Below are 18,452 nucleotides of genomic sequence, written 5' to 3'. Positions count from 1 at the left end.
TTTGTGGAAAAGATATTGGGAATGAAGTTGCCAGACTCGAGGCGAGAGGACAGCAGGCCCTGTCAGTTAATTATGCAATTATTTGCATAATATTGTTGCGCTGCACACATTTGACACACTCAAATGTGGGGGGGTTAGTTGGCTTGAATTTCGTTGAGAAACAATTCCAGTGCCTGTGTTCTGCCAATGTTCAATGGTTTGTATCCCGCAGCACTTTTTACATGTTCGAGTACTTCGTCGCTGCGCAACCAAGGCAACAGAATTTCGAGGGCATGGTATTGAAGGTCGCTGTTGTGCAATACCAAAAAGTATCTTTCTTTGGATACCGGCCGGAATTGCAGCCCGTAGTGATCAGCTGCGGCTCGAATGCCGAGGCCCAAGTCACCGTGTCCCGCTGCAATGGTACAAGCCACTGCCAAATGGGAATTTTCTTCGTGAAAAAACCCAGGCAGGTCTTCTGCTTTCAGGCAGGCTTTTGTGATCAGTGCGTCCAGTTGGTGGTGGGTTGATGAAGCCGAGTTTCGGTTCACCAGCAGGGCGCGCCGTTGGGCCACGTCTTCCAGTGTTGGTGGCACGGAAGCTGGGCGACTCATCCAGCCGATGTCACGCTCGAACAGTTCAATCACACTGAGGTTGGAACCGCGCAACCAGCGCCGCATGATGTGATGGACATGGGAGTGTTCTTCAAGGCCAACAGGCAAGTGGCAGCCGGCCACGCGCACTTCACCGCGGTGCAGGGCTGAGAGCGCTGCAATGCTGCCCGACCAGCGCAGCGACAGTTGGAGCTTTTTGTACAGCGCAGTGTTTTGAAACAGGTTTTGCAGCACCAGGTCGTCGCTCAGCGCAAGGCTGATCCAGGGCTTGTTTTGATCAACATCCAGCCATTCGGCGTTCAGTTGCTCGCCCACGGTACCCAGGTCGGGTGCCACGCGCACATTGCCTTGCTCCACCATCCAGATCAACTTGTGACCGAACCGGGTCAGGCATGCCCCTGCGCGTCCGTGCGTAGCCACCAGTTCTTCACCCAGCATGAGGTTGTATTGCTGGATTTGCGACCATAAGGTACGGTAAGAGATACCCAGCGCCTTACAGGCCAGCGAAATGGAACCTTCCGAGTCAATGGTTTTAAGGGTGTTTAACATGCGTTGGTCCAGTTCAACAAACTGACCATCGTCTTTTTTCCAGCGGGCGGATACTTTTAAATTGAGCATTTGCGGATACAGGCATGTCGATTGCTTGCATTCTGACAGATTACAAAATGCAGGAGACAAGTAATCATGATGTTCAGCGGTACAAAACAATCGATTAATAAAATGACCCCGCTAGGGGTTTTCTTGAGCGGTTTCTTGCTGGTGAGCAATTTCTTCGCCAGCCCGGTTCTTGCAGCGCCCGCCGAACTTGGCGCAGTCAAAGGCGATTTGACTGGCGGAGACCCGCTGGGTTCCATGCAGTGGCCTGACATGAAAGGCCAGTTCTTCGATGCCGATGCAAAAACCGTGTTTGATTCCCGCATCAAGGTCACGGTGCCCTTGTTCGCCGAAGATGCCATGAATGTGCCCGTGTCATTCGATGCTTCCGCACTCGGTAAGGTGAAAAAAATCGTGGTGCTGGTGGACAGAAACCCGATTCGAAAGGTGCTGGAGTTCATTCCCGAGAAAGCCAAGCCTGCCCTGAATTTTCGTTTCAAGTTGGAGCAAGCCAGCCCCATTCGCGTTGCAGCCCTGACTGAAAACGGTGTGTGGCATGTGGGCTATGCCTTTATTGAAGCGTCTGGCGGGGGTTGCACCGTGCCTGGCGCAACACGGGCCGATGGCAGCTGGCCACAAACCTTGAACAAGGTGGCTGGCAAAATGTTTGATGCCAACCAGTTGCGGGATGACGCACGCCTGCGCGTGCAGGTGTCGCACCCCATGGACACGGGGTTGGTGGCCGGCGTGCCCGCCTTTTACATTGAAGAAATGATTTTGCAAGACAAGAACAAACAAGTACTGGCCAAGCTTTACCCCTTTGAGCCTGTGTCGGAGAACCCTTTGTTTTCGTTTGATTTTGACAAGAAACCGGTGGGCCCAATCAGCCTGGTAGGGCGCGACAACAACGGCAACCGAATTGATGCAAAGGTTACCCAATGAATTTGTTCAAAGCTGTGCGCGCGATATTTGCCGCATCCACGTTCATTGTTCTTGTTGCCCCTGCGCTGGCTGAGCTGCCCAATGTTGCCAAACCAACACCTGACAAAGCCACCCTTGATTACGGTTTGAAAGCCACCAAACTGGCGGGTGGCTGGTATGTGATTGCGGGTGCGAACGATGACTTTTCTCAGGCCAATGGCTGCAACATCATCAACACCGGTTTTTACATGGACGACTCGGGGGTGTACGTTATCAACACCGGAACCTCGCGTATTTATGGCGAGCAACAGCGGACCTTGATCAACTCGGTCAGCAAGAACAAACCAGTGAAGCAGGTGGTGGCACTGAACCTTCACCCGGATTATTTTTTGGGCAATCAGGCTTACCCGAAAGAGGCGCTTGCCGCCACGAAGTTGACCATGCAAGGCATCAAAGCCGAAGCGGCTTTGTATGAAACTAACTTGTACCGTTTGTGTGGCGACTGGATGAAGGGCACTGAAAGCGTATTTCCCGTGCAAACCATACTGCCGGGCAACTTCAATAAACTGGGCGATAAGACAATTCAAACCCTTGAATTGAAAGGCCACACCGATTCGGACCTGGTGTTATTTGACCCGGAAAGCAAAGTGATGTGGGCCGGTGGCCTGGTGTTTTACAAGCGTATTGTGACCACCCCGCATGCCCAGCTGAAACCGTGGATAGAAAGCCTGAAAACACTGCAAGCCATGAAGCCCAAGGTGGTGGTGCCCAGCCACGGCCCCTTGAGTTGGGGCACCGAGGCCATTGACCAAACCCTGGATTACTTGAGTTGGCTGGACAAACGACTGACCGACGCGGCCAATATGGGCGAGGAAATGAATGATGTGATGAAGAAAGGTGCCCCCGAGCGATTCCGAAACTTTGCAGCCTACCCGGCTGAGTTTTACCGCAATGTGACCAATTTGTACCCTTTGTATGAAAAGCAGGCTTTGGGCGGTTTTTGAGCGGAGAGTATAAGGGTTAACGCTGTACCAAGTGTGTCAAAAAGGGACAGTTTGTGTGTTGCTGAACAGGTGAGCTGTTGCAATGTCACAAAACTGTCTCTTTTTTTTCTTATCGCGATCAATGAAATCACTCTAATGAGGGTGTTTTTGTAACGCACTGATTTTATTGAATAAAAAATTTATTTAGATGAAATATTCTACTTGGCATGAAGCTTGCGCTAGGTTTCTGTGGGTAGCCCCGACTCTGCAAACGAGGGGCGAGAACCTCAAAGTAACGGATGATGAGAGGAGAAACAAATAATGCGCAAAACTCTGCTTAGCGCGATGGTAGCAACCGCACTGGCGATTCCCGCAGTGGCTTCGGCCAATGTGACAGACGCAATGATTCAAAACGATGCCAAATCCACAGGCGACGTATTGTCCTGGGGTATTGGTACAGAGGGTCAGCGTTACAGCCCATTGAAAGACATCAACGTATCGAACGTGGGCAAGCTGGTTCCAGCGTGGTCATTCTCGTTCGGTGGTGAAAAGCAGCGTGGCCAGGAAAGCCAGCCGCTGATTCACAACGGCAAGATGTTTGTCACCGGTTCCTATTCACGCATTTACGCACTGGATGCTTCGACAGGTGAAAAGCTGTGGAAATATGAGCACCGCCTGCCAGAAGGCATTATGCCTTGCTGCGACGTGGTGAACCGCGGTGCCGCCCTGTATGACAACCTGGTGATTTTCTCGACACTGGATGCCCAGTTGATCGCCCTGGACCAGAACACCGGCAAGGTGGTGTGGAAAGACAAGATTGACGACTATGCAGCGGGTTACTCCAACACTGCTGCACCCATCATCGCCAACGGTTTGGTGCTGACAGGTGTATCGGGTGGCGAATTCGGTGTAGTGGGTCGTGTTGAAGCACGCAATGCCAAGACTGGTGAAATGGTATGGCTGCGCCCAACCGTTGAAGGCCACATGGGTTATACATGGGACAAAGACGGCAACAAGAAGGAAGCTGGAATTTCCGGTACCACCAATGCCACCTGGAAAGGCGACATGTGGAAAACCGGCGGTGCAGCAACCTGGCTGGGTGGCTCCTATGACAGCAAAACAGGTTTGGCTTACTTCGGTACTGGTAACCCAGCGCCCTGGAACAGCCACCTGCGCCCCGGCGACAACCTGTATTCCACATCCACAGTGGCAGTTGATGTAAAAACCGGCCAGATCAAGTGGCACTACCAGTCCACACCGAACGACGGTTGGGACTATGACGGTGTGAACGAGTTCGTGACCTTTGACATGAATGGCAAGCGCGTTGGTGCGAAAGCTGACCGCAACGGCTTCATGTACGTGAACGACGCCACCACCGGCAAGCTGGAAAATGCCTTCCCATTTGTGAAGAAAATCACATGGGCCAAGGGCATCGACATGAAGACAGGTCGCCCGATTTTCGACCCCGCCAACCGCCCTGGTGACCCCACCAAGATGGACGGCAAGAAAGGCGAAACAGTGTTCTCCGCCCCTTCATTCCTGGGTGGCAAGAACCAGCAGCCAATGGCCTACAGCCCTGACACAGGTCTGTTCTATGTTCCTGCCAACGAGTGGGGCATGGAAATCTGGAACGAGCCAATCACCTACAAGAAGGGTGCGGCTTACCTGGGCGCCGGTTTCACCATCAAGACTTTGCCTGGCTTTGACTACATCGGCGCACTGCGTGCGATGAACCCCAAGACCGGCAAGATCGAATGGGAAATCACCAACAACGCGCCTCTGTGGGGTGGTGTTCTGACGACCGGCGGTAACCTGGTGTTCTGGGGTACTCCAGAAGGTTTCCTGAAGGCGGCGGATGCCAAAACCGGTAAGGAAGTCTGGAAGTTCCAGACAGGTTCAGGCGTGGTTGCTCCTCCCGTAACCTGGAAAGGCAAAGACGGTCAGCAGTACGTGGCTGTAGTGTCTGGTTGGGGTGGTGCTGTTCCCCTGTGGGGCGGTGATGTAGCCAGCAAGGTGAACTACCTTGAACAAGGTGGTTCCGTGTGGGTATTCAAGCTGATGAAGTAATCAGTTTGTGAAGTACACCAAACTGCCCCAGGTGGGGTGGTTTGGTGAGTAGTGAAGTAGTAGAGCGTTTTAGAAGTGTTGTCATTTTCACCCCCAAGTTTTCTGCCTGCTCCGCAGGGAACTTATTGACGCAAACGGTTTGATCAAATTGCTCCTTGGGACCTTTTTCCGGCATTGATTGGGAGCTGGAAAAAGTTGTGGCGGTTTGAGAGTCTCCTAAACGAATGCGTCTTTTCTGCCCGGCCTGGTGCCGGGCATTTTTTCGTCTACAGCTTTTAGAACTTGTACGACACTTGGCCAGAAAGAATGAATGCATCACCTTCAGCAGTACCCAGTACTCGCGTTTGCTGACCTGCCGCAGGGTTTCCCTCAGTGCTGTCAATTTTCGCTTTGTCGGGCATCACGTACTGAAAGGCCACATCAAAGGTGGTGGCTTTGTCGAACTTGTACTGTGAGCCCACTGCAAAAGTAATGCGGTTTTCATCGGGCAAGCGCACTTTGCGACGCTCATCGGGCACCGGTGTGATGTCGTAAGCCACGCCTGCTTTCAAATTGATGGTGTCGCTGTACTTGTAAATACCACCCACCGCAAAACGCCAGCTGTTTTTCCATTCGTAGTCTTGCACTGTCAATGGCGCAGCACCTGCTGGGGCGTTCTGGCGCTGAAAATCCAGCTTTTGAATCGTGCTCCATTCAGTCCAGGTGGCGTCGGTCAACAGTTGCCACTTGGGTGTCAGCTCAGTCACCGATGAAATGGCCAGCGAGGCAGGCAGTCGGATCTTGGAAGTGAGTTCACTGTTGGCGAAAAGAGCCGCAACTGCCGGTGCAACATTGTCGAAGGTGACATTGCCTTCCAGGTCTTGCTCAATTGCTGAACGGTAGGCAACACCCACACGTGTCGCAGGCGTTACCTGACCCATCACGCCCAGGTTAAAGCCGTAACCCCAACCATCGCCGGCAATGGTGGTCAACCCTTCAGTACCGCCAAATGGGGCGTAGTTGATTTGTGAACTGAGTTTGGCATCCAGCTTTTGTGCCGATACACCCGCGCCCACTGACCATTGTTCATTGACTTTGTACGACGCGGAGGGGTTGATGTTGACTGATTTGATGTCAGAAGTAACACCCTGAAAGCGACCGTACCAATCGGGCTGGAAATCGGTTTTCAGACCAAAAGGAGTGGCCACAGACAGGCCAAAGTTGATGCGGTCATTGAAAGGCACAACAAGGTGAAAGTTGGGGATATAGCCTTCATCGCCAAACTCGCCTGTGCTGCTGCCCAAAGGGCGACCTGGTGCGGCGGTGCTGCCTTCGTTGTTGACCTCGCCGTTCAGGTCAATGTAATGCCCGCCCAACACCAGCTGGCGTTCTTTCAGGCGGCTCATGCTGGCTGGGTTAAACCAGGCTGCGCTGGCGTCTTCGCCAATGGCTGCTTTGCCTGCATAGGCCACACCAGCACCGCTGGCGTTTTGTTCAAGCAGGGCAAACCCGGCTGCTTGGGCGGTACCCGCAATCGTCAAGCTTGCGATGGCCGCGCAAATCGTTTTGATTTGAAAAGGGGATTGTTTCATGTCGTCCTCGTGGGTCCGTTTGTAAGAATGGATGTGTACGAGGGGTATTGTAGGTAAAAATACGAACGGTCGTGCTTATAAAATATAGAGTTATTCTCTATAAAATCTATTCAAAAATAGTATTTTATTGATTCAATGGCACTGCTGCACCACTTTGCGAGAACTTCCAGGTGGCGACAATCAGCATGACCACAGTTGCACCCACAAGCACCAAGGTGGCAAACATCAGGCCAAATTCTGCGTGGCTGCTAAAGGCGTGGCGAAGCAGGTCGACGCAGTAAGAAAATGGATTGACCAAGGCTACCCAGCGCGCCAGTGCGGGCATGGGGTCGATGGGGTACAAAGCGCCACTGAAAAAGAACACCGGAAAAATCACGAAATTCATCATGACTGCAAAACCATCAATGCTTTTTGCAAAAGTACCGCACAGTACACCCAAGGCAGCACAGGCCAAAGCAGCCAAGGCGGCTCCGGGCAGCAACACGTGCAGTTGTGGCCACAAGGTGCGGCCAACCCAAGGCAGTATTTCCTGCAAATCAAACCCGAGAGGAAACAGCAAGGTGTACAGGCCTTCAAGAGCCAACAGCAGGGCGATCAACAGGCCCATTTGCACCAATGCGCCAATGGCTGCACCCAGTGTTTTGGCGATCAGTATGTGATGGGTTTTGACTGGGGCGGTCACCAGCAAGCGCATGGTGCCTGCGTCTTTGTCCAGGGCAATGCTCAGGCCACCCACCATGCCGCCAAACAGCAGTGTCATGCCCACAATGCCAGGCAGCAAACGTGCGGTGTAATCACCACCAGCCAAGGCTTGCATGCCGCCACCAATAATCCATAACCACAGCACCGGGCGTACCATGGCTGCTGCCAGGCGGTCTCGTTGCTTCAACAGCTTTTGGCTTTCACGGCGTATCACCGCCCAGTAAAAATGCATCAACATCTCAGTGGGCTCCGCCATTCATTTTCCACACAAACCAGTCAGCCAGGGTGGCTGTGCGCACGCTGGTTACACTTTGGTCGGGCAATTCATCCAGCGCTTGCGCGGGTGTACCAAGCCAATTCAATTCGCCTTGGTGGAGAAACCCCACCCGGTCGCAGCTGTTGGCCTCGTCCATTAAATGCGTTGCGATAAAAATGGTCAGCCCGTCGATGGCCTGCAAGGTTTTCAGGGTTTGCCACACACTGTTCTTCGACGGTACGTCCAGTGCGGTGGTGGGTTCGTCGAGTATAAGAACCCCGGGTTTGTGCACCATGGCGCGCGCAATGTCCACCAGTCTTTTTTGTCCACCTGAAAGGCTTCCCACGGTGCGGTTTAACCAGGCCTGAATTGGAAAAATGGTGTACAAGTGTGCCAGGTTTGCTTTGGCTTGCGTTTTGTTCAAACCTTGCAGGCCTGCGGCAAACAGCAGGTTTTCCTCCACGGTCATGAAGCGGTCCAGTGATACCGATTGAAATACAAAGCCCAGGTTTTTGCGGGCCAGGTCGGCTGCCCTGCGGGTGCTGTAACCCAGCACCGAGAGCTCACCCTGGTCGGGTGTGATCAGGCCGGCTATCAAGCTGATGAGTGTGGTTTTTCCTGCGCCGTTGGGGCCCAGCAGGCCAAACATTTCGCCTGCGTTCAAATCTAGGCTGACATTGCTCAGTGCCCGCCGTTCTCCCCAGGAGAATGAAAGGCCCTGTGCGTGCAGGCGGATGGTGGTGTCGGTTGCGGTGTTGTTGGTGTTCAAGAGCCGTTTTTGCTGAGGTGCAAGCTGTTGTGATCGCTGCGATACCATACCACGGGCACCTCGGCGGTGTTGGCCAATGCTTGCTGTTCGGGCTTTTGAACTTTCAGGTAGTTGTTGGGGTTGTCGCGCCTCTGGGCTGCATCGACGAACGCGATTACTTTTTCATGATCAGGTGATTTGTGGCACACCGGGTCGGCGTTGGTGGCGTCGCCGGTGATCAGGTAGGCCTGGCAGCGGCAACCGCCGTAATCCTTGGTTTTGTCGGGGCAGGTGCGGCAGGGGTCTTTCATCCACGCATCGCCACGGTAGCGGGTGAAACCATCGCTTTCATACCAAATGTGTTCAACCGTGCTGGTTTTTACATTTGGAAATTCAAAGCCCGGCAACATGCGGGCAGCCTGACAGGGCAGGGCGGTGCCATCTGGGCTGATGCTGAGAAACACATTGCCCCAGCCACTCATGCAGGGCTTTGGCGTTTTCTCGAAGTAATCGGGCACCACGAATAACAGCTTCATGCTGTTGCCCAGTTTTTCGCGCCATGCGGCCACACGTTCTTCGGCGTGCTTTAACTGTTCGTGGGTTGGAATCAGGGCCGCTTTGTTTTTAAAGGCCCAGCCGTAGTATTGGGTATTGGCCAACTCAAGGTATTCAACGCCCAGCTTCACCGCCAACTCGATGATTGAATCAATGTGATCCAGATTCAGCCGGTGCAGCACCACGTTCAGCACCATGGGCCAGCCAGCCGCTTTTACAGCGGTGGCAATTTCCAGCTTCCTGGCAAATGTTTTTGTGTCGCTGAGTGCATCGTTTGCGGCCTGGGTTGCGTCTTGAAAACTCACTTGAATATGGTCAAGGCCGGCGGCTTTCAAGGCGTCCAGCCGTGCGGGTTTCAGGCCGATGCCTGAGGTGATCAAGTTGGTGTAATAGCCCAGTTCATGGCCATAAGCCACCAGTTCTTCAAGGTCTTCGCGCAGCAGCGGCTCACCACCCGAGAAGCCCAACTGAACCGCGCCCAGCGCGCGGGCCTGTTTCATGGTGTCTTTCCACTCGGCGGTGCTCATTTCATTGGTGTTGGTTTTGTAATCAACAGGGTTGTAACAAAACACGCAGTGCAGCGGGCAGCGGTAAGTCAGTTCAGCCAACAGCCAAAGGGGGCCAGCCGGTCGGGTGTTGTTGTCGCCAGGGCCTGTCATGCGTCCAGCCAGTTTCGGCGTGTGGCTTCCTGCAGCATGCTGCGCACATCGGCTTCCAGTCCGCTTGCGTTGAACTTGGCTTCAAGCGCCGCAACAATGTCATTCACCGTTCGGCTGCCATCGCACAACAGTAAAATTTCACTGGCCGATTGGTTCAGTTTCACCATGCCCTCGGGGTACAGCAGCACATGGGTTTTTTGCGCCTCTTCGTATTGCAGGCGAAACAAGCGGTTCAGTTTCGGGTGTTCCGGCAGGCTTGGAATGGTCTCGGTGTTCATTGTTTTTTCTGTTTTGTTTTGGCGGGTTTGTCGGGGTAAGCCAGCGCAATCGCGTCTGACATGCTCCACAACACATCCAGTTTAAATTGCAAAATTTCAAGCGCGCGTTCCTGCTGTGCGCGGGTCTTGAAATAATTCAGCGTTACTTCAAGGCCATGCTCCACGTCGCGTTGGGCCAGGCTGATTCGTGAGCGAAAGTAATTCAAACCTTCGGGTGCCACCCACTTGTAGTCTTTGGGCCAGTTGCTCAAGCGCTGCTTGTGAATTTCCGGTGCAAACATTTCAGTCAGCGACGAGCACACCGCCTCTTGCCAGGGCGCACGGCGCGCAAAATTCACATAAGCGTCTACGGCAAAGCGCACACCGGGCAGCACCAATTGCTGGCTCCAAAGTACATCCCGATCAATTCCAACAGCTTCGCCCAAGCGGCTCCAGGCTTCAATGCCGCCAGCATTGCCTTCCCAGCCATCGTGGTCAAGAATGCGTTGTACCCAACGACGGCGGGTTTCTCGGTCGTCACAATTGGCCATGACGGCTGCATCCTTCTGCGGAATGCACACCTGGTAATAAAAGCGGTTGGCCACCCAGCCGCGAAGTTGTTCTCGGCTCAGTTTGCCTTCGCGCATGGCCACATTGAATGGGTGGTGAATGTGGTAGCGGTCGCCCTTGGCGCGCAAGCGTTCTTCGAACTCTTTTTTGCTCCAGGCTTTGTTGCTGCTCATGCAAGAATCTCCATGCCATCGTAGGACACTTCAATTCTATTCTCGGCCAGAATGGCGCGCTCGTCGCCATGCTCGTACAAAATCGGGTTGGTGTTGTTGATGTGAATCAGGATTTTGCGCTGGTTTTCAAACTGGCGCAGCTGGCTGATCATGCCTGAGCCCCGTTTGCCCGGCTTGTCAGTTTGAGGTAAATGACCCATGTCGGCAGCCAGTTTTTGCGAGAAACCTTGTGTGATCATTTCATCTTCGGTCCAGAAGGTGCCGTCCACCATCAACACATCGGCTTGTTGCATATAGGGCAGAATGTCGGGCGTAATTTCTCCAAGTCCAGGGGCGTAAAACACCTTTTTGCCTGTGTTGGTGTCTTCAATCAACAAACCGATGTTGTCGCCACGGCGTTGGGCGTAGCGGCTGGGGGAATAGGGGGGTGCTTTGCTGATTAGCGGGATTGATTTGATCTTGATGCTGTCCAGCGGGCTGATTGAGAAAAATTCATCGCATTCGGTACACAGTGGAGTCCACTTCACACCGCAATAAAACCCAAGCGTAGGCACCAAAGGTAAACCGTTGGTCAGGTCTTCCCACACAGCGGGGGTGGTGAACAGGCGCATGGGTGTTTTCCCTTCGCGCATCATCAACAGGCCGGTGGTGTGGTCAATTTGCGCGTCCATCAAAATGACGGCAGAGATACCAGTGTCGCGTGGGCCACGGTTGGGTTGCAGTTCAGGGGTACTTTTGATTTGAGTGAGTATATCGGGCGATGCATTCACCAATATCCAGTTCGCAGACCCGTCGGATATTGCGATCGACGACTGGGTGCGCGCGGTGTACCCGGGCGCTTTGGCCCGAACAGCCTGGCAGTTGGTGCAGTTGCAGTTCCACTGTGGGAACCCTCCGCCTGCTGCGGAACCCAGAACTTTGATTTTCATAGTTGCTTTTTTCAGGGGTAAAAAAAACCCCGCTAGCCTCAAAGGCTATCCGGGGCTGTGCGAACCGTCAAATTAACGGTTGGCGATGTACATGGTGATTTCGAAACCGAAACGCATGTCAACGAATGATGGTGTAGTCCACTGCATGAAATATCCTCCTTTTGCTTTATTAAAATGCACCTTGGCACATGGCTTGGGTGAAGAACTTGGCTTGCGCCGGTTTGTTTGTCCTCAAGGTTTAAATAGCAATTCCTGTGCCTTGCGGGCCTGCATGTCGGTATTTTTACAATGTGGGAAATGAGTGTTTGCCAAGGTGTTTTGAATGTTCAAACTGTTGCAGTTTGAAACACCATGCAAAAAGGCGCGAACCTTTTGAGTTCGCGCCTTAGGACAATCGTTAACGGAGGGTGGTTAACGATCAGAAGAACAGGATTGCACCTACGGCGATGGTGTTGGACTCGCCTTTTGCTGCAGGAGCGCCCAACTGGTAGGTTTGTTCATTGGTGATGTACTCGCCAGCGATGGTCAGACTTGGAGTCAGGTTATGGTAAACGCCCAGAACCATCTGGTTTGTTTCTTCAAGCATGATGGCATTTGCGGCTCGATCACCGGCTGTGGAATCAAGTGTCGATGAGCCATAGTTAATACCAAACTTGGTGTTGCCAACTTTGTAGGTTGCTTGTACCAAGTATCCGTCTGAATCACGCTCAGCACCAGCGGCGTCACGACCACCAAAACCAATCAGTGTGGTTCCCAAGCCTTCGCCAGTGAAGTAGTTACCAGTCAGTGCCAGCGCACCGAGATTAACCGTGCCACCTACTTCGAAGCCGGTGAGGTCAGAGTCTGGAGCGGCAGCAACGCCGGACTGGGATTGATTAATCAAGGCTGCCCACAATTTGCCTTTGTCGCCAAGGCTATAGGAGGCCAATGCTTGCATGCCTGGAGAATCATTCTCTTGGGCTGTGGCACCGTTGAGGTCCTTTGGCTGGAAAACACCGCCTGACAACGTCAGGTTACCGATTGCAGGTGCAGTGTAAGTGATCTGTGGCTGGAATTCAGTGTAAATATAACCCGATCCGATGCCGCCCAAGGTTGTATTCAATGCACCGTTGTACCCTGAACCACCGCCAACCGCCAACAGAGACATGTCGTTCAGAATCGCATTTTGACCAAATAGACCGATGTCGCGACCAGCCTTGATCGTACCCATTGATTCGTTTCCGAATTGCAAGAACACGCGACGCTGATCGCCCACGTTTTGACCCACGCCACCAGCAGCTCCGTTGTTGTTAGTGGTACCCGGGTCAATGGAGATTACGGCTTTGAGGTCATATCCTGCTTGTTTGGTGGATGCTGTGAAAATGATGAAGCCAGGTAGCAAACCGTTTTGAATTGATGTCTGGTCTTGACCAGTTCCTGCACCACCGCAAAGACCCAATGCGCCACTGGCAACTGCACCGGCGTTGTCGCAACTGGTTGTGTTGTAGTACGCGTTTACTGAACCTGAAAGGTCCATTTCCCATTCGCCAGCCTTGAAGCCGATTGCGTGTGCCGAAGTCCCCATTGCTGCCAAGATGGAAGCTGCTACTAATTTTTTGCTGATCATAAGATCAACCCTCCAGTTTTAGTTTTTAAAGGTTGTTGCTTGTTTGTCTTCTAAAGCTCGCCAGCACACCGCAGAGTAGAACTGGCTTGAAGGGACTAGGGCAAAAGACATGCCAGTATTTAAGCTATTGATTTTATTGAATTAAATAAAAATGTAGGGCTTTTGATGACAGGGTGAAGCAGTGCAGTTGCTTTGCGTCAGGCGGTACGCTTTGAAACAGAATTGTGTGCGGCTGGAGCAAGTGAATGACAGTTTTGTGACAACTGTTCAGTTGGTTTGTGCCAAAAAAAACCACCCTGCAGTGGGGTGGTTTTTTAAAGGCAAAGAGTTGTTTGTTAAACGCGATTTTTTACTTTGAATTCAAGCGCCGGTAAATTGTGTTTCTGGAAATACCCAGCATTCTTGCTGCTGCGCTGACATTGCCCCTGCAGGTTTCCAGCGCATCTTGAATGGCACGTGATTCAAGGTCGTCCAAATTGATTGGATTTTCAACTTGAGCCCTTGCAGTGGCCTGTCGTGAACCCAGGTAACCTTGCGCCCTTGCATCATGGGCGCGGGTGTCGTAGCTGTCTTCTTTGAAGCGCGGTGGCTGCGGCAGTGTACCCATCTGATTTTCCCGGCTGGCGGGTTTTGTACTGTGCGTCCAGCTGTCGAACCGACCTTCCCTGAACTTGCTGAATGTTTGGTCCAGGCCATTGCCTTTGGGCGTGGCCCCTGGCCGCTGGTGAACCTGCACTTCAAATGTGCTTGGTTTGCTTCTTGCCGGGAACGCCGGCGCATTGCTGTGAACCTGTGCCGCGATTTTGTTTTGCACTGAAAAATTACTGCGCACGCTGAACTGTGGGCGTGTGTTTGCTGTTGGTGTTGTTGCACGCGGGTGTTGTTGACGCCCCTCTGTTTCAACAGGTTCTTGCTCCACTGGCCTGGTGGTGTTGTCCAGTCGCAATGCACGCCATTCGTCGAGGAAGTCATCGGGCAGATGGTCCCACTCAATCGTTTCTGCTTCATCCGTCATCACGCTGGCGGTGCGCAAAATATTGGTCAGTTGGCGAATATTGCCCGGCCATGCGTGCGTGGTGAATGCTTTCATCACTTCGCCAGACACACGAATGCGCGGGTTGTGCGATTCATTTTCCAGAATGCGCTGAATGATTTTTTGTAGGTCAGTGCGCTCGCGCAAGGCGGGAAGACGAACGACCAAGCCATGAAGCCGGTAGTACAAGTCTTCGCGGAACTGTCCCGCGGCGATTTGATCGCGCAAGTTACGGTGCGTGGCGCAAATCACTTGCAAATTCACAGGAATGCTCTTCTGGCTGCCCAGTGGCGTCACCACCCTTTCTTGCAATACCCGCAGCAATCTTGCTTGCAGTGAAATTGGCATGTCACCGATTTCGTCAAGAAACAGGGTACCGCCGTTGGCTTGTAGAATTCGGCCTTGCGAACCCTTCTTTTTTGCGCCAGTGAATGCACCGTCTTCGTATCCAAACAACTCGGATTCAATCAGCGTTTCTGGAATGGATGCGCAATTCACCGCAACAAAAGGCTTGTCGTGTCTTGGCGAATCGTTGTGTATGGCCTGCGCAAGAATCTCCTTGCCAGTGCCAGTTTCTCCCAGAATCAAAATGGGAATGTCCTTGTCAATCACCTTGCCCACTTTCTCGATGATCTTGGCCACTTGCGGGTCGCCTGTGTTCAGGTATTTCAGGCTGGACAGGTGATGACTTTTTTGACAGGTGGTGTTTGCTTTTTGCGTGGCTGGTGCCTGGTTTTGTAGCACAGCCGCATCGGAATTGTTTTTCACCAAGCCCACAGAGTCAAAAATTCTGCCTCGGCCTACACTGCCCAAGCTGGCACGTGCGGTAACCTGGTTGCCATTGTGCAAACACAGAATGAGCGGAATGGGGTTACAGGTGCGGTAGTGGTCGATCAAGGCCGACAAAGGCATGCCAAAAAGAGAACTGAAGGTGTGGCTTTTCAGTGCATTGGCTGACATGCCAAATTGCACCATGGCTGCACGATTGGCAGCCAGAAACTTACCCGCTGGCGAGAAGGCTGCTGCGCCTTCCACAACCGAACCCAGAAACTCGCCACGCTGGTGAAATTGAACAATAATTGCGTCTTGAAACGAGCTGTTGAACAAATGGTTTTCAATCATTTGCGCGGACATACGCACCAGGCCCATGGTATGGCGGTGGTAGCTGCGATAGTCGCCCGTTACATCAAGCACGCCAATCGCCACACCGTTTGGGTCAAAGATGGGGGCGGCTGAACAGGTCAGAAAACGGTTCACATCCAGAAAGTGATCTTGCCCGTGAACAACAGTGGGCAATTCCTCAATCAGTGCGGTGCCAATGGCATTGGTGCCTTTGTGTTCCTCACTCCAGGTGACGCCGGGAGCCAAGGCTACTTTCTGGGCTTTCACCAAAAAATCATCGTCGCCCAGCGATTCAATAATGGTTCCGCTGGCATCGGTCAACAACACCATGCTGTGGGTGTTAACCACTTGCTCGTACAGGGTTTCCATGAAGGGCAAAGCGCACGATTTTAACCGGTTGTTTTTCTCGATCAATTCTTTCAGTGAACTGCTGGGCGGTGGGGCCATGTCCACTTTGGAAGTGGTGTCCAAACCAGCAGCCGTTGAACGCTGATGCGCACGCCGAATGAATTCGAGGTGTCCTTCCGTGCCCGGGTCGATCAATTCAATCACTTGGGCGTTGGATGCGAGGCTGCCGCCATCCCGCTCGGATAAGAATGCCATCCATGTTTCCTGCTTCTTGTGGTGCTGCGTTTTATAAGTATGGTTTTGGGTGCAACTTGAAGCGCTGAATGTTTTTGCTTGTATTGATATTTCAGCTGCTATGTTGCCCAATGCAAGCACTGTGCCAACTCAATCCAATGTGTTTCAGAATGAAACACATTTTGATAAAAAGTAGCACAGATCAGGAAGCCGCACCATAGAGTTCGCGATTTGTCACAATTGGTAAAACTAATTCACAAATCCAAATGAATAGGGTGGCATGGGGATTGCAGTAGCTACCCTGTGTTGAATCATTCTTAGAAATACAGGAGTTGTGATGTTAGTTCGTAAAGCCCTTGTGGCAACCATTTTTTCAATTGCTGCTTCAGTGGCATTGGCTCACGGTGATGTAACCCCGCAGGTTGTGGATGTGTCCACGCTCAAGCCATTGGGCGATGACATGCTGGAAACCAATCCGTATGTTGGTGACAAGGAAGCCATTCGTGTGGGCAGCTCAGCCTACAACCAGAACTGCGCCCGGTGCCATGGCCTTGAGGCGGTGAGTGGGGGAATTTCTCCAGACTTGCGCAAAATGAACACTGAGTGCGATTCTTTTGCGGGCAAGAAAGCCAAGGAGCAATGCAAGGTGGAAATTGACACCTACTACCGCAATTCGGTACTGGGCGGCAAAGTTCGTGGTGACCGCGTCTACATGCCTGCGTTTGCGGGTATTTTGAGTCAGGAAGCCATTTGGGCCATCAAGGCGTATGTTGAAACCCGGAAGTACGAATAACTCGACATATGGGCATGTGGGGCGGGTCCGTTGTTTGAAACAACAGGCCCCTCCTGTCTGTTTCAGTATCCATTCAAAATAAAAAGTGCATCCAAGGCACGGCTTTCAGGAGACCTTATGAAGAATTCGTTCAATCCAATGTGTAAATTACCTTTGATCAAATGGTTTGGTGCTGTTGCGCTGGGCTTTTCCTTGCAGCTTGGCGCTGCCGCACAAGAGTTAAGTGACTGGGCCAAGGTGCAGGCCTCTGGCGTGTTGACTGTGGCGGTGTACAACTACCTGGCACCTTATTCACATGAAGGCAAAGGCATTGACGTGGACATTGCCAAAGCCTTGGCGGCCAAGCTGGGTTTGGGCTTGCGGGTGCGCGCTTTTACTGAGGATGAAGAGTTCTCCGACGACATTCGAAACATGGTGACGCGTGGCCATTACCTGGCAGGTGCGCCCGCCGATATTTTGATGCATGCACCCGTTGATGCTTACATTATGCAGAAGGAGGACCAGGCCCTGTTCTTTTCTCCTTACACCCGCGACGATATTTTCGTGGCACGTAATATCAAGAAACTGCCAACATTGGACAGCCTGAAACCGTTCTCGGAAACAGGCAACAAAATTGGCGCTGAAGCAGCAGCCCTCCCCAGCATCATGTTGGCTGGCGCCGATGGTGCCGCGTATGCAAACAATCTGGTGAACTTCAAGACGCCCAAAGAAGCGGTTGATGCCATGGTGAATGGCGAACTGGTGGCAGTCATGGCCACGCGTGCCGAGTTGGAGTGGGCGCTGCACCAGCACCCAGATAAAAAAGCAGATTATTTTGTGGCCAAAGTGCCGCACAATGCACTGCCACCCAAAGGTTGGGCTGTGGGCATGGCCACCAAGAAAAGCAACAAAGAGTTGGCTGAAAAACTGACAGTGGCCATGAATGAGTTGAAGGAAAGTGGTGAGCTGGAAAAGATTTTTTCCAATTATGGTGTGAAGTACATGAGACCTTGATTTGACCTGAATTCATTCTGGTTTATGTGTACTTAAAGCCCTGCGCAATCGCAGGGCTTTTTTGTTGCAACAAGTGTTCCATTTTGAAACAGCTGTGTTGCATCGGGAAAACCCCATGTGCAAAAACTCGGAAAAGTGTTGCCGAGAGCCGCTGAAATTTTCTTTTCAAGTTGGCAGGCTTATTGCATAAGAAGGCATGTATGTAGTGCCCAAAACAAATAACCAAAGAAGCGAGGAACAACGGGATGCAAAAATCTCTTCACATCACGCCTGACAAATGCACGGGCTGCCTTCAGTGTGAAATGGCGTGTAGCTATGAGAATTATCAGGTGTTCAACACCTCACTGTCACGAATTAAGGTATTCGACTTTCATCACACCGGCAAGAAAGTGCCTTACACCTGCACCCAGTGCGATGAGGCTTGGTGTTTGCATGCCTGCCCGGTTGAAGCCATCACCATGGACAAAACCAATGGCGTGAAAGTGGTGTCAGAAGACACCTGCGTGGGTTGCAAAGTGTGCACAATCGCCTGCCCGTTTGGCACGGTGAACTATGTTCAGGAAACCGGCAAGGTTCAAAAGTGCGACCTGTGCGGCGGCGACCCCGCCTGTGCAACTGCCTGCCCAACCGGCGCAATCACTTTTGTGGATTCCAACTGGACTGGTTTGGACAAAATGAAGCAGTGGGCCGAGAAGCTGAGCAACCAGGCTCACGCGTAACTCGTTGACCATTGAATAGAACAGAG

At 52.4% G+C, this 18,452-nt stretch carries 17 protein-coding genes; 6 read left to right on the top strand and 11 right to left on the bottom strand.

Annotated elements, in window-relative coordinates:
- Window positions 1–134 precede the first annotated feature (134 nt).
- Entirely contained in the window at window positions 135–1,211 is a 1,077-nt protein-coding gene (locus B4C79_RS04675; RefSeq protein WP_291742291.1) for a substrate-binding domain-containing protein, read from the bottom strand.
- Between the two features lie 102 nt (window positions 1,212–1,313).
- Here B4C79_RS04675 and B4C79_RS04670 point away from each other — a divergent pair, with 102 nt between their 5' ends.
- From B4C79_RS04670 to B4C79_RS04660, 3 genes are all read left to right on the top strand, one after another.
- Window positions 1,314–2,129, top strand: a complete 816-nt coding sequence (locus tag B4C79_RS04670) for a quinoprotein dehydrogenase-associated SoxYZ-like carrier (protein WP_369907289.1) — start codon at window positions 1,314–1,316, stop codon at window positions 2,127–2,129.
- Complete coding sequence (locus tag B4C79_RS04665) at window positions 2,126–3,112, top strand: quinoprotein relay system zinc metallohydrolase 1 (RefSeq protein WP_291742294.1); 987 nt, start codon at window positions 2,126–2,128, stop codon at window positions 3,110–3,112. The genes B4C79_RS04670 and B4C79_RS04665 overlap by 4 nt, the downstream gene beginning before the upstream one ends.
- A gap of 300 nt (window positions 3,113–3,412) precedes the next feature.
- Entirely contained in the window at window positions 3,413–5,158 is a 1,746-nt protein-coding gene (locus B4C79_RS04660) for a PQQ-dependent methanol/ethanol family dehydrogenase (protein WP_291742297.1), read from the top strand.
- Window positions 5,159–5,433: 275 nt separating this feature from the next.
- On the opposite strand, the gene B4C79_RS04655 is transcribed toward B4C79_RS04660, so the two are convergent.
- From B4C79_RS04655 to B4C79_RS04605, 10 genes are all read right to left on the bottom strand, one after another.
- Window positions 5,434–6,729, bottom strand: coding sequence for an OmpP1/FadL family transporter (locus tag B4C79_RS04655; RefSeq protein WP_291751782.1), 1,296 nt, complete (start codon window positions 6,727–6,729; stop codon window positions 5,434–5,436).
- A 124-nt stretch (window positions 6,730–6,853) separates the two neighbouring features.
- On the bottom strand, window positions 6,854–7,687 hold the full coding sequence (locus tag B4C79_RS04650; protein ID WP_291739227.1) for an ABC transporter permease: 834 nt from the start codon (window positions 7,685–7,687) through the stop codon (window positions 6,854–6,856).
- Window positions 7,671–8,456, bottom strand: coding sequence for an ABC transporter ATP-binding protein (locus B4C79_RS04645; protein ID WP_171098096.1), 786 nt, complete (start codon window positions 8,454–8,456; stop codon window positions 7,671–7,673). The genes B4C79_RS04650 and B4C79_RS04645 overlap by 17 nt, the downstream gene beginning before the upstream one ends.
- Window positions 8,453–9,649 (bottom strand): pyrroloquinoline quinone biosynthesis protein PqqE, encoded by a 1,197-nt coding sequence (gene pqqE, locus B4C79_RS04640; RefSeq protein WP_291751780.1) that lies wholly within the window; start codon window positions 9,647–9,649, stop codon window positions 8,453–8,455. The genes B4C79_RS04645 and pqqE overlap by 4 nt, the downstream gene beginning before the upstream one ends.
- Entirely contained in the window at window positions 9,646–9,927 is a 282-nt protein-coding gene (gene pqqD / locus B4C79_RS04635; RefSeq protein WP_105028496.1) for a pyrroloquinoline quinone biosynthesis peptide chaperone PqqD, read from the bottom strand. Before pqqD ends, pqqE begins: the two co-directional genes overlap by 4 nt.
- Window positions 9,924–10,649: a pyrroloquinoline-quinone synthase PqqC gene (gene pqqC / locus B4C79_RS04630; RefSeq protein WP_291742475.1), complete on the bottom strand. Its 726-nt coding sequence runs from the start codon at window positions 10,647–10,649 to the stop codon at window positions 9,924–9,926. The genes pqqD and pqqC overlap by 4 nt, the downstream gene beginning before the upstream one ends.
- Entirely contained in the window at window positions 10,646–11,578 is a 933-nt protein-coding gene (gene pqqB, locus B4C79_RS04625; RefSeq protein WP_171098102.1) for a pyrroloquinoline quinone biosynthesis protein PqqB, read from the bottom strand. The genes pqqC and pqqB overlap by 4 nt, the downstream gene beginning before the upstream one ends.
- A 72-nt stretch (window positions 11,579–11,650) precedes the next feature.
- Window positions 11,651–11,725, bottom strand: a complete 75-nt coding sequence (gene pqqA, locus B4C79_RS04620) for a pyrroloquinoline quinone precursor peptide PqqA (RefSeq protein WP_083797182.1) — start codon at window positions 11,723–11,725, stop codon at window positions 11,651–11,653.
- A gap of 271 nt (window positions 11,726–11,996) precedes the next feature.
- Window positions 11,997–13,184, bottom strand: coding sequence for a porin (locus tag B4C79_RS04615; protein ID WP_171098104.1), 1,188 nt, complete (start codon window positions 13,182–13,184; stop codon window positions 11,997–11,999).
- A gap of 349 nt (window positions 13,185–13,533) precedes the next feature.
- Window positions 13,534–15,942, bottom strand: coding sequence for a sigma-54-dependent Fis family transcriptional regulator (locus tag B4C79_RS04605; RefSeq protein ID WP_414673967.1), 2,409 nt, complete (start codon window positions 15,940–15,942; stop codon window positions 13,534–13,536).
- A 316-nt stretch (window positions 15,943–16,258) separates the two neighbouring features.
- Here B4C79_RS04605 and pedF point away from each other — a divergent pair, with 316 nt between their 5' ends.
- From pedF to B4C79_RS04590, 3 genes are all read left to right on the top strand, one after another.
- Window positions 16,259–16,714, top strand: coding sequence for a cytochrome c-550 PedF (gene pedF, locus B4C79_RS04600; RefSeq protein ID WP_171098106.1), 456 nt, complete (start codon window positions 16,259–16,261; stop codon window positions 16,712–16,714).
- Window positions 16,715–16,831: 117 nt separating this feature from the next.
- Window positions 16,832–17,707 (top strand): substrate-binding periplasmic protein, encoded by an 876-nt coding sequence (locus B4C79_RS04595; protein WP_291743085.1) that lies wholly within the window; start codon window positions 16,832–16,834, stop codon window positions 17,705–17,707.
- 245 nt (window positions 17,708–17,952) lie between these two features.
- Window positions 17,953–18,426, top strand: coding sequence for a 4Fe-4S dicluster domain-containing protein (locus B4C79_RS04590; RefSeq protein ID WP_008251418.1), 474 nt, complete (start codon window positions 17,953–17,955; stop codon window positions 18,424–18,426).
- The last annotated feature ends 26 nt before the right edge of the window (window positions 18,427–18,452 follow it).

This window comes from Limnobacter sp. UBA7229 (assembly GCF_002473065.1).
Taxonomy (GTDB): Bacteria; Pseudomonadota; Gammaproteobacteria; order Burkholderiales; family Burkholderiaceae_B; genus Limnobacter; species Limnobacter profundi.
Note: the sequence above shows the minus strand (reverse complement) of the source record. Positions and strands in the feature narration are given on the sequence as shown.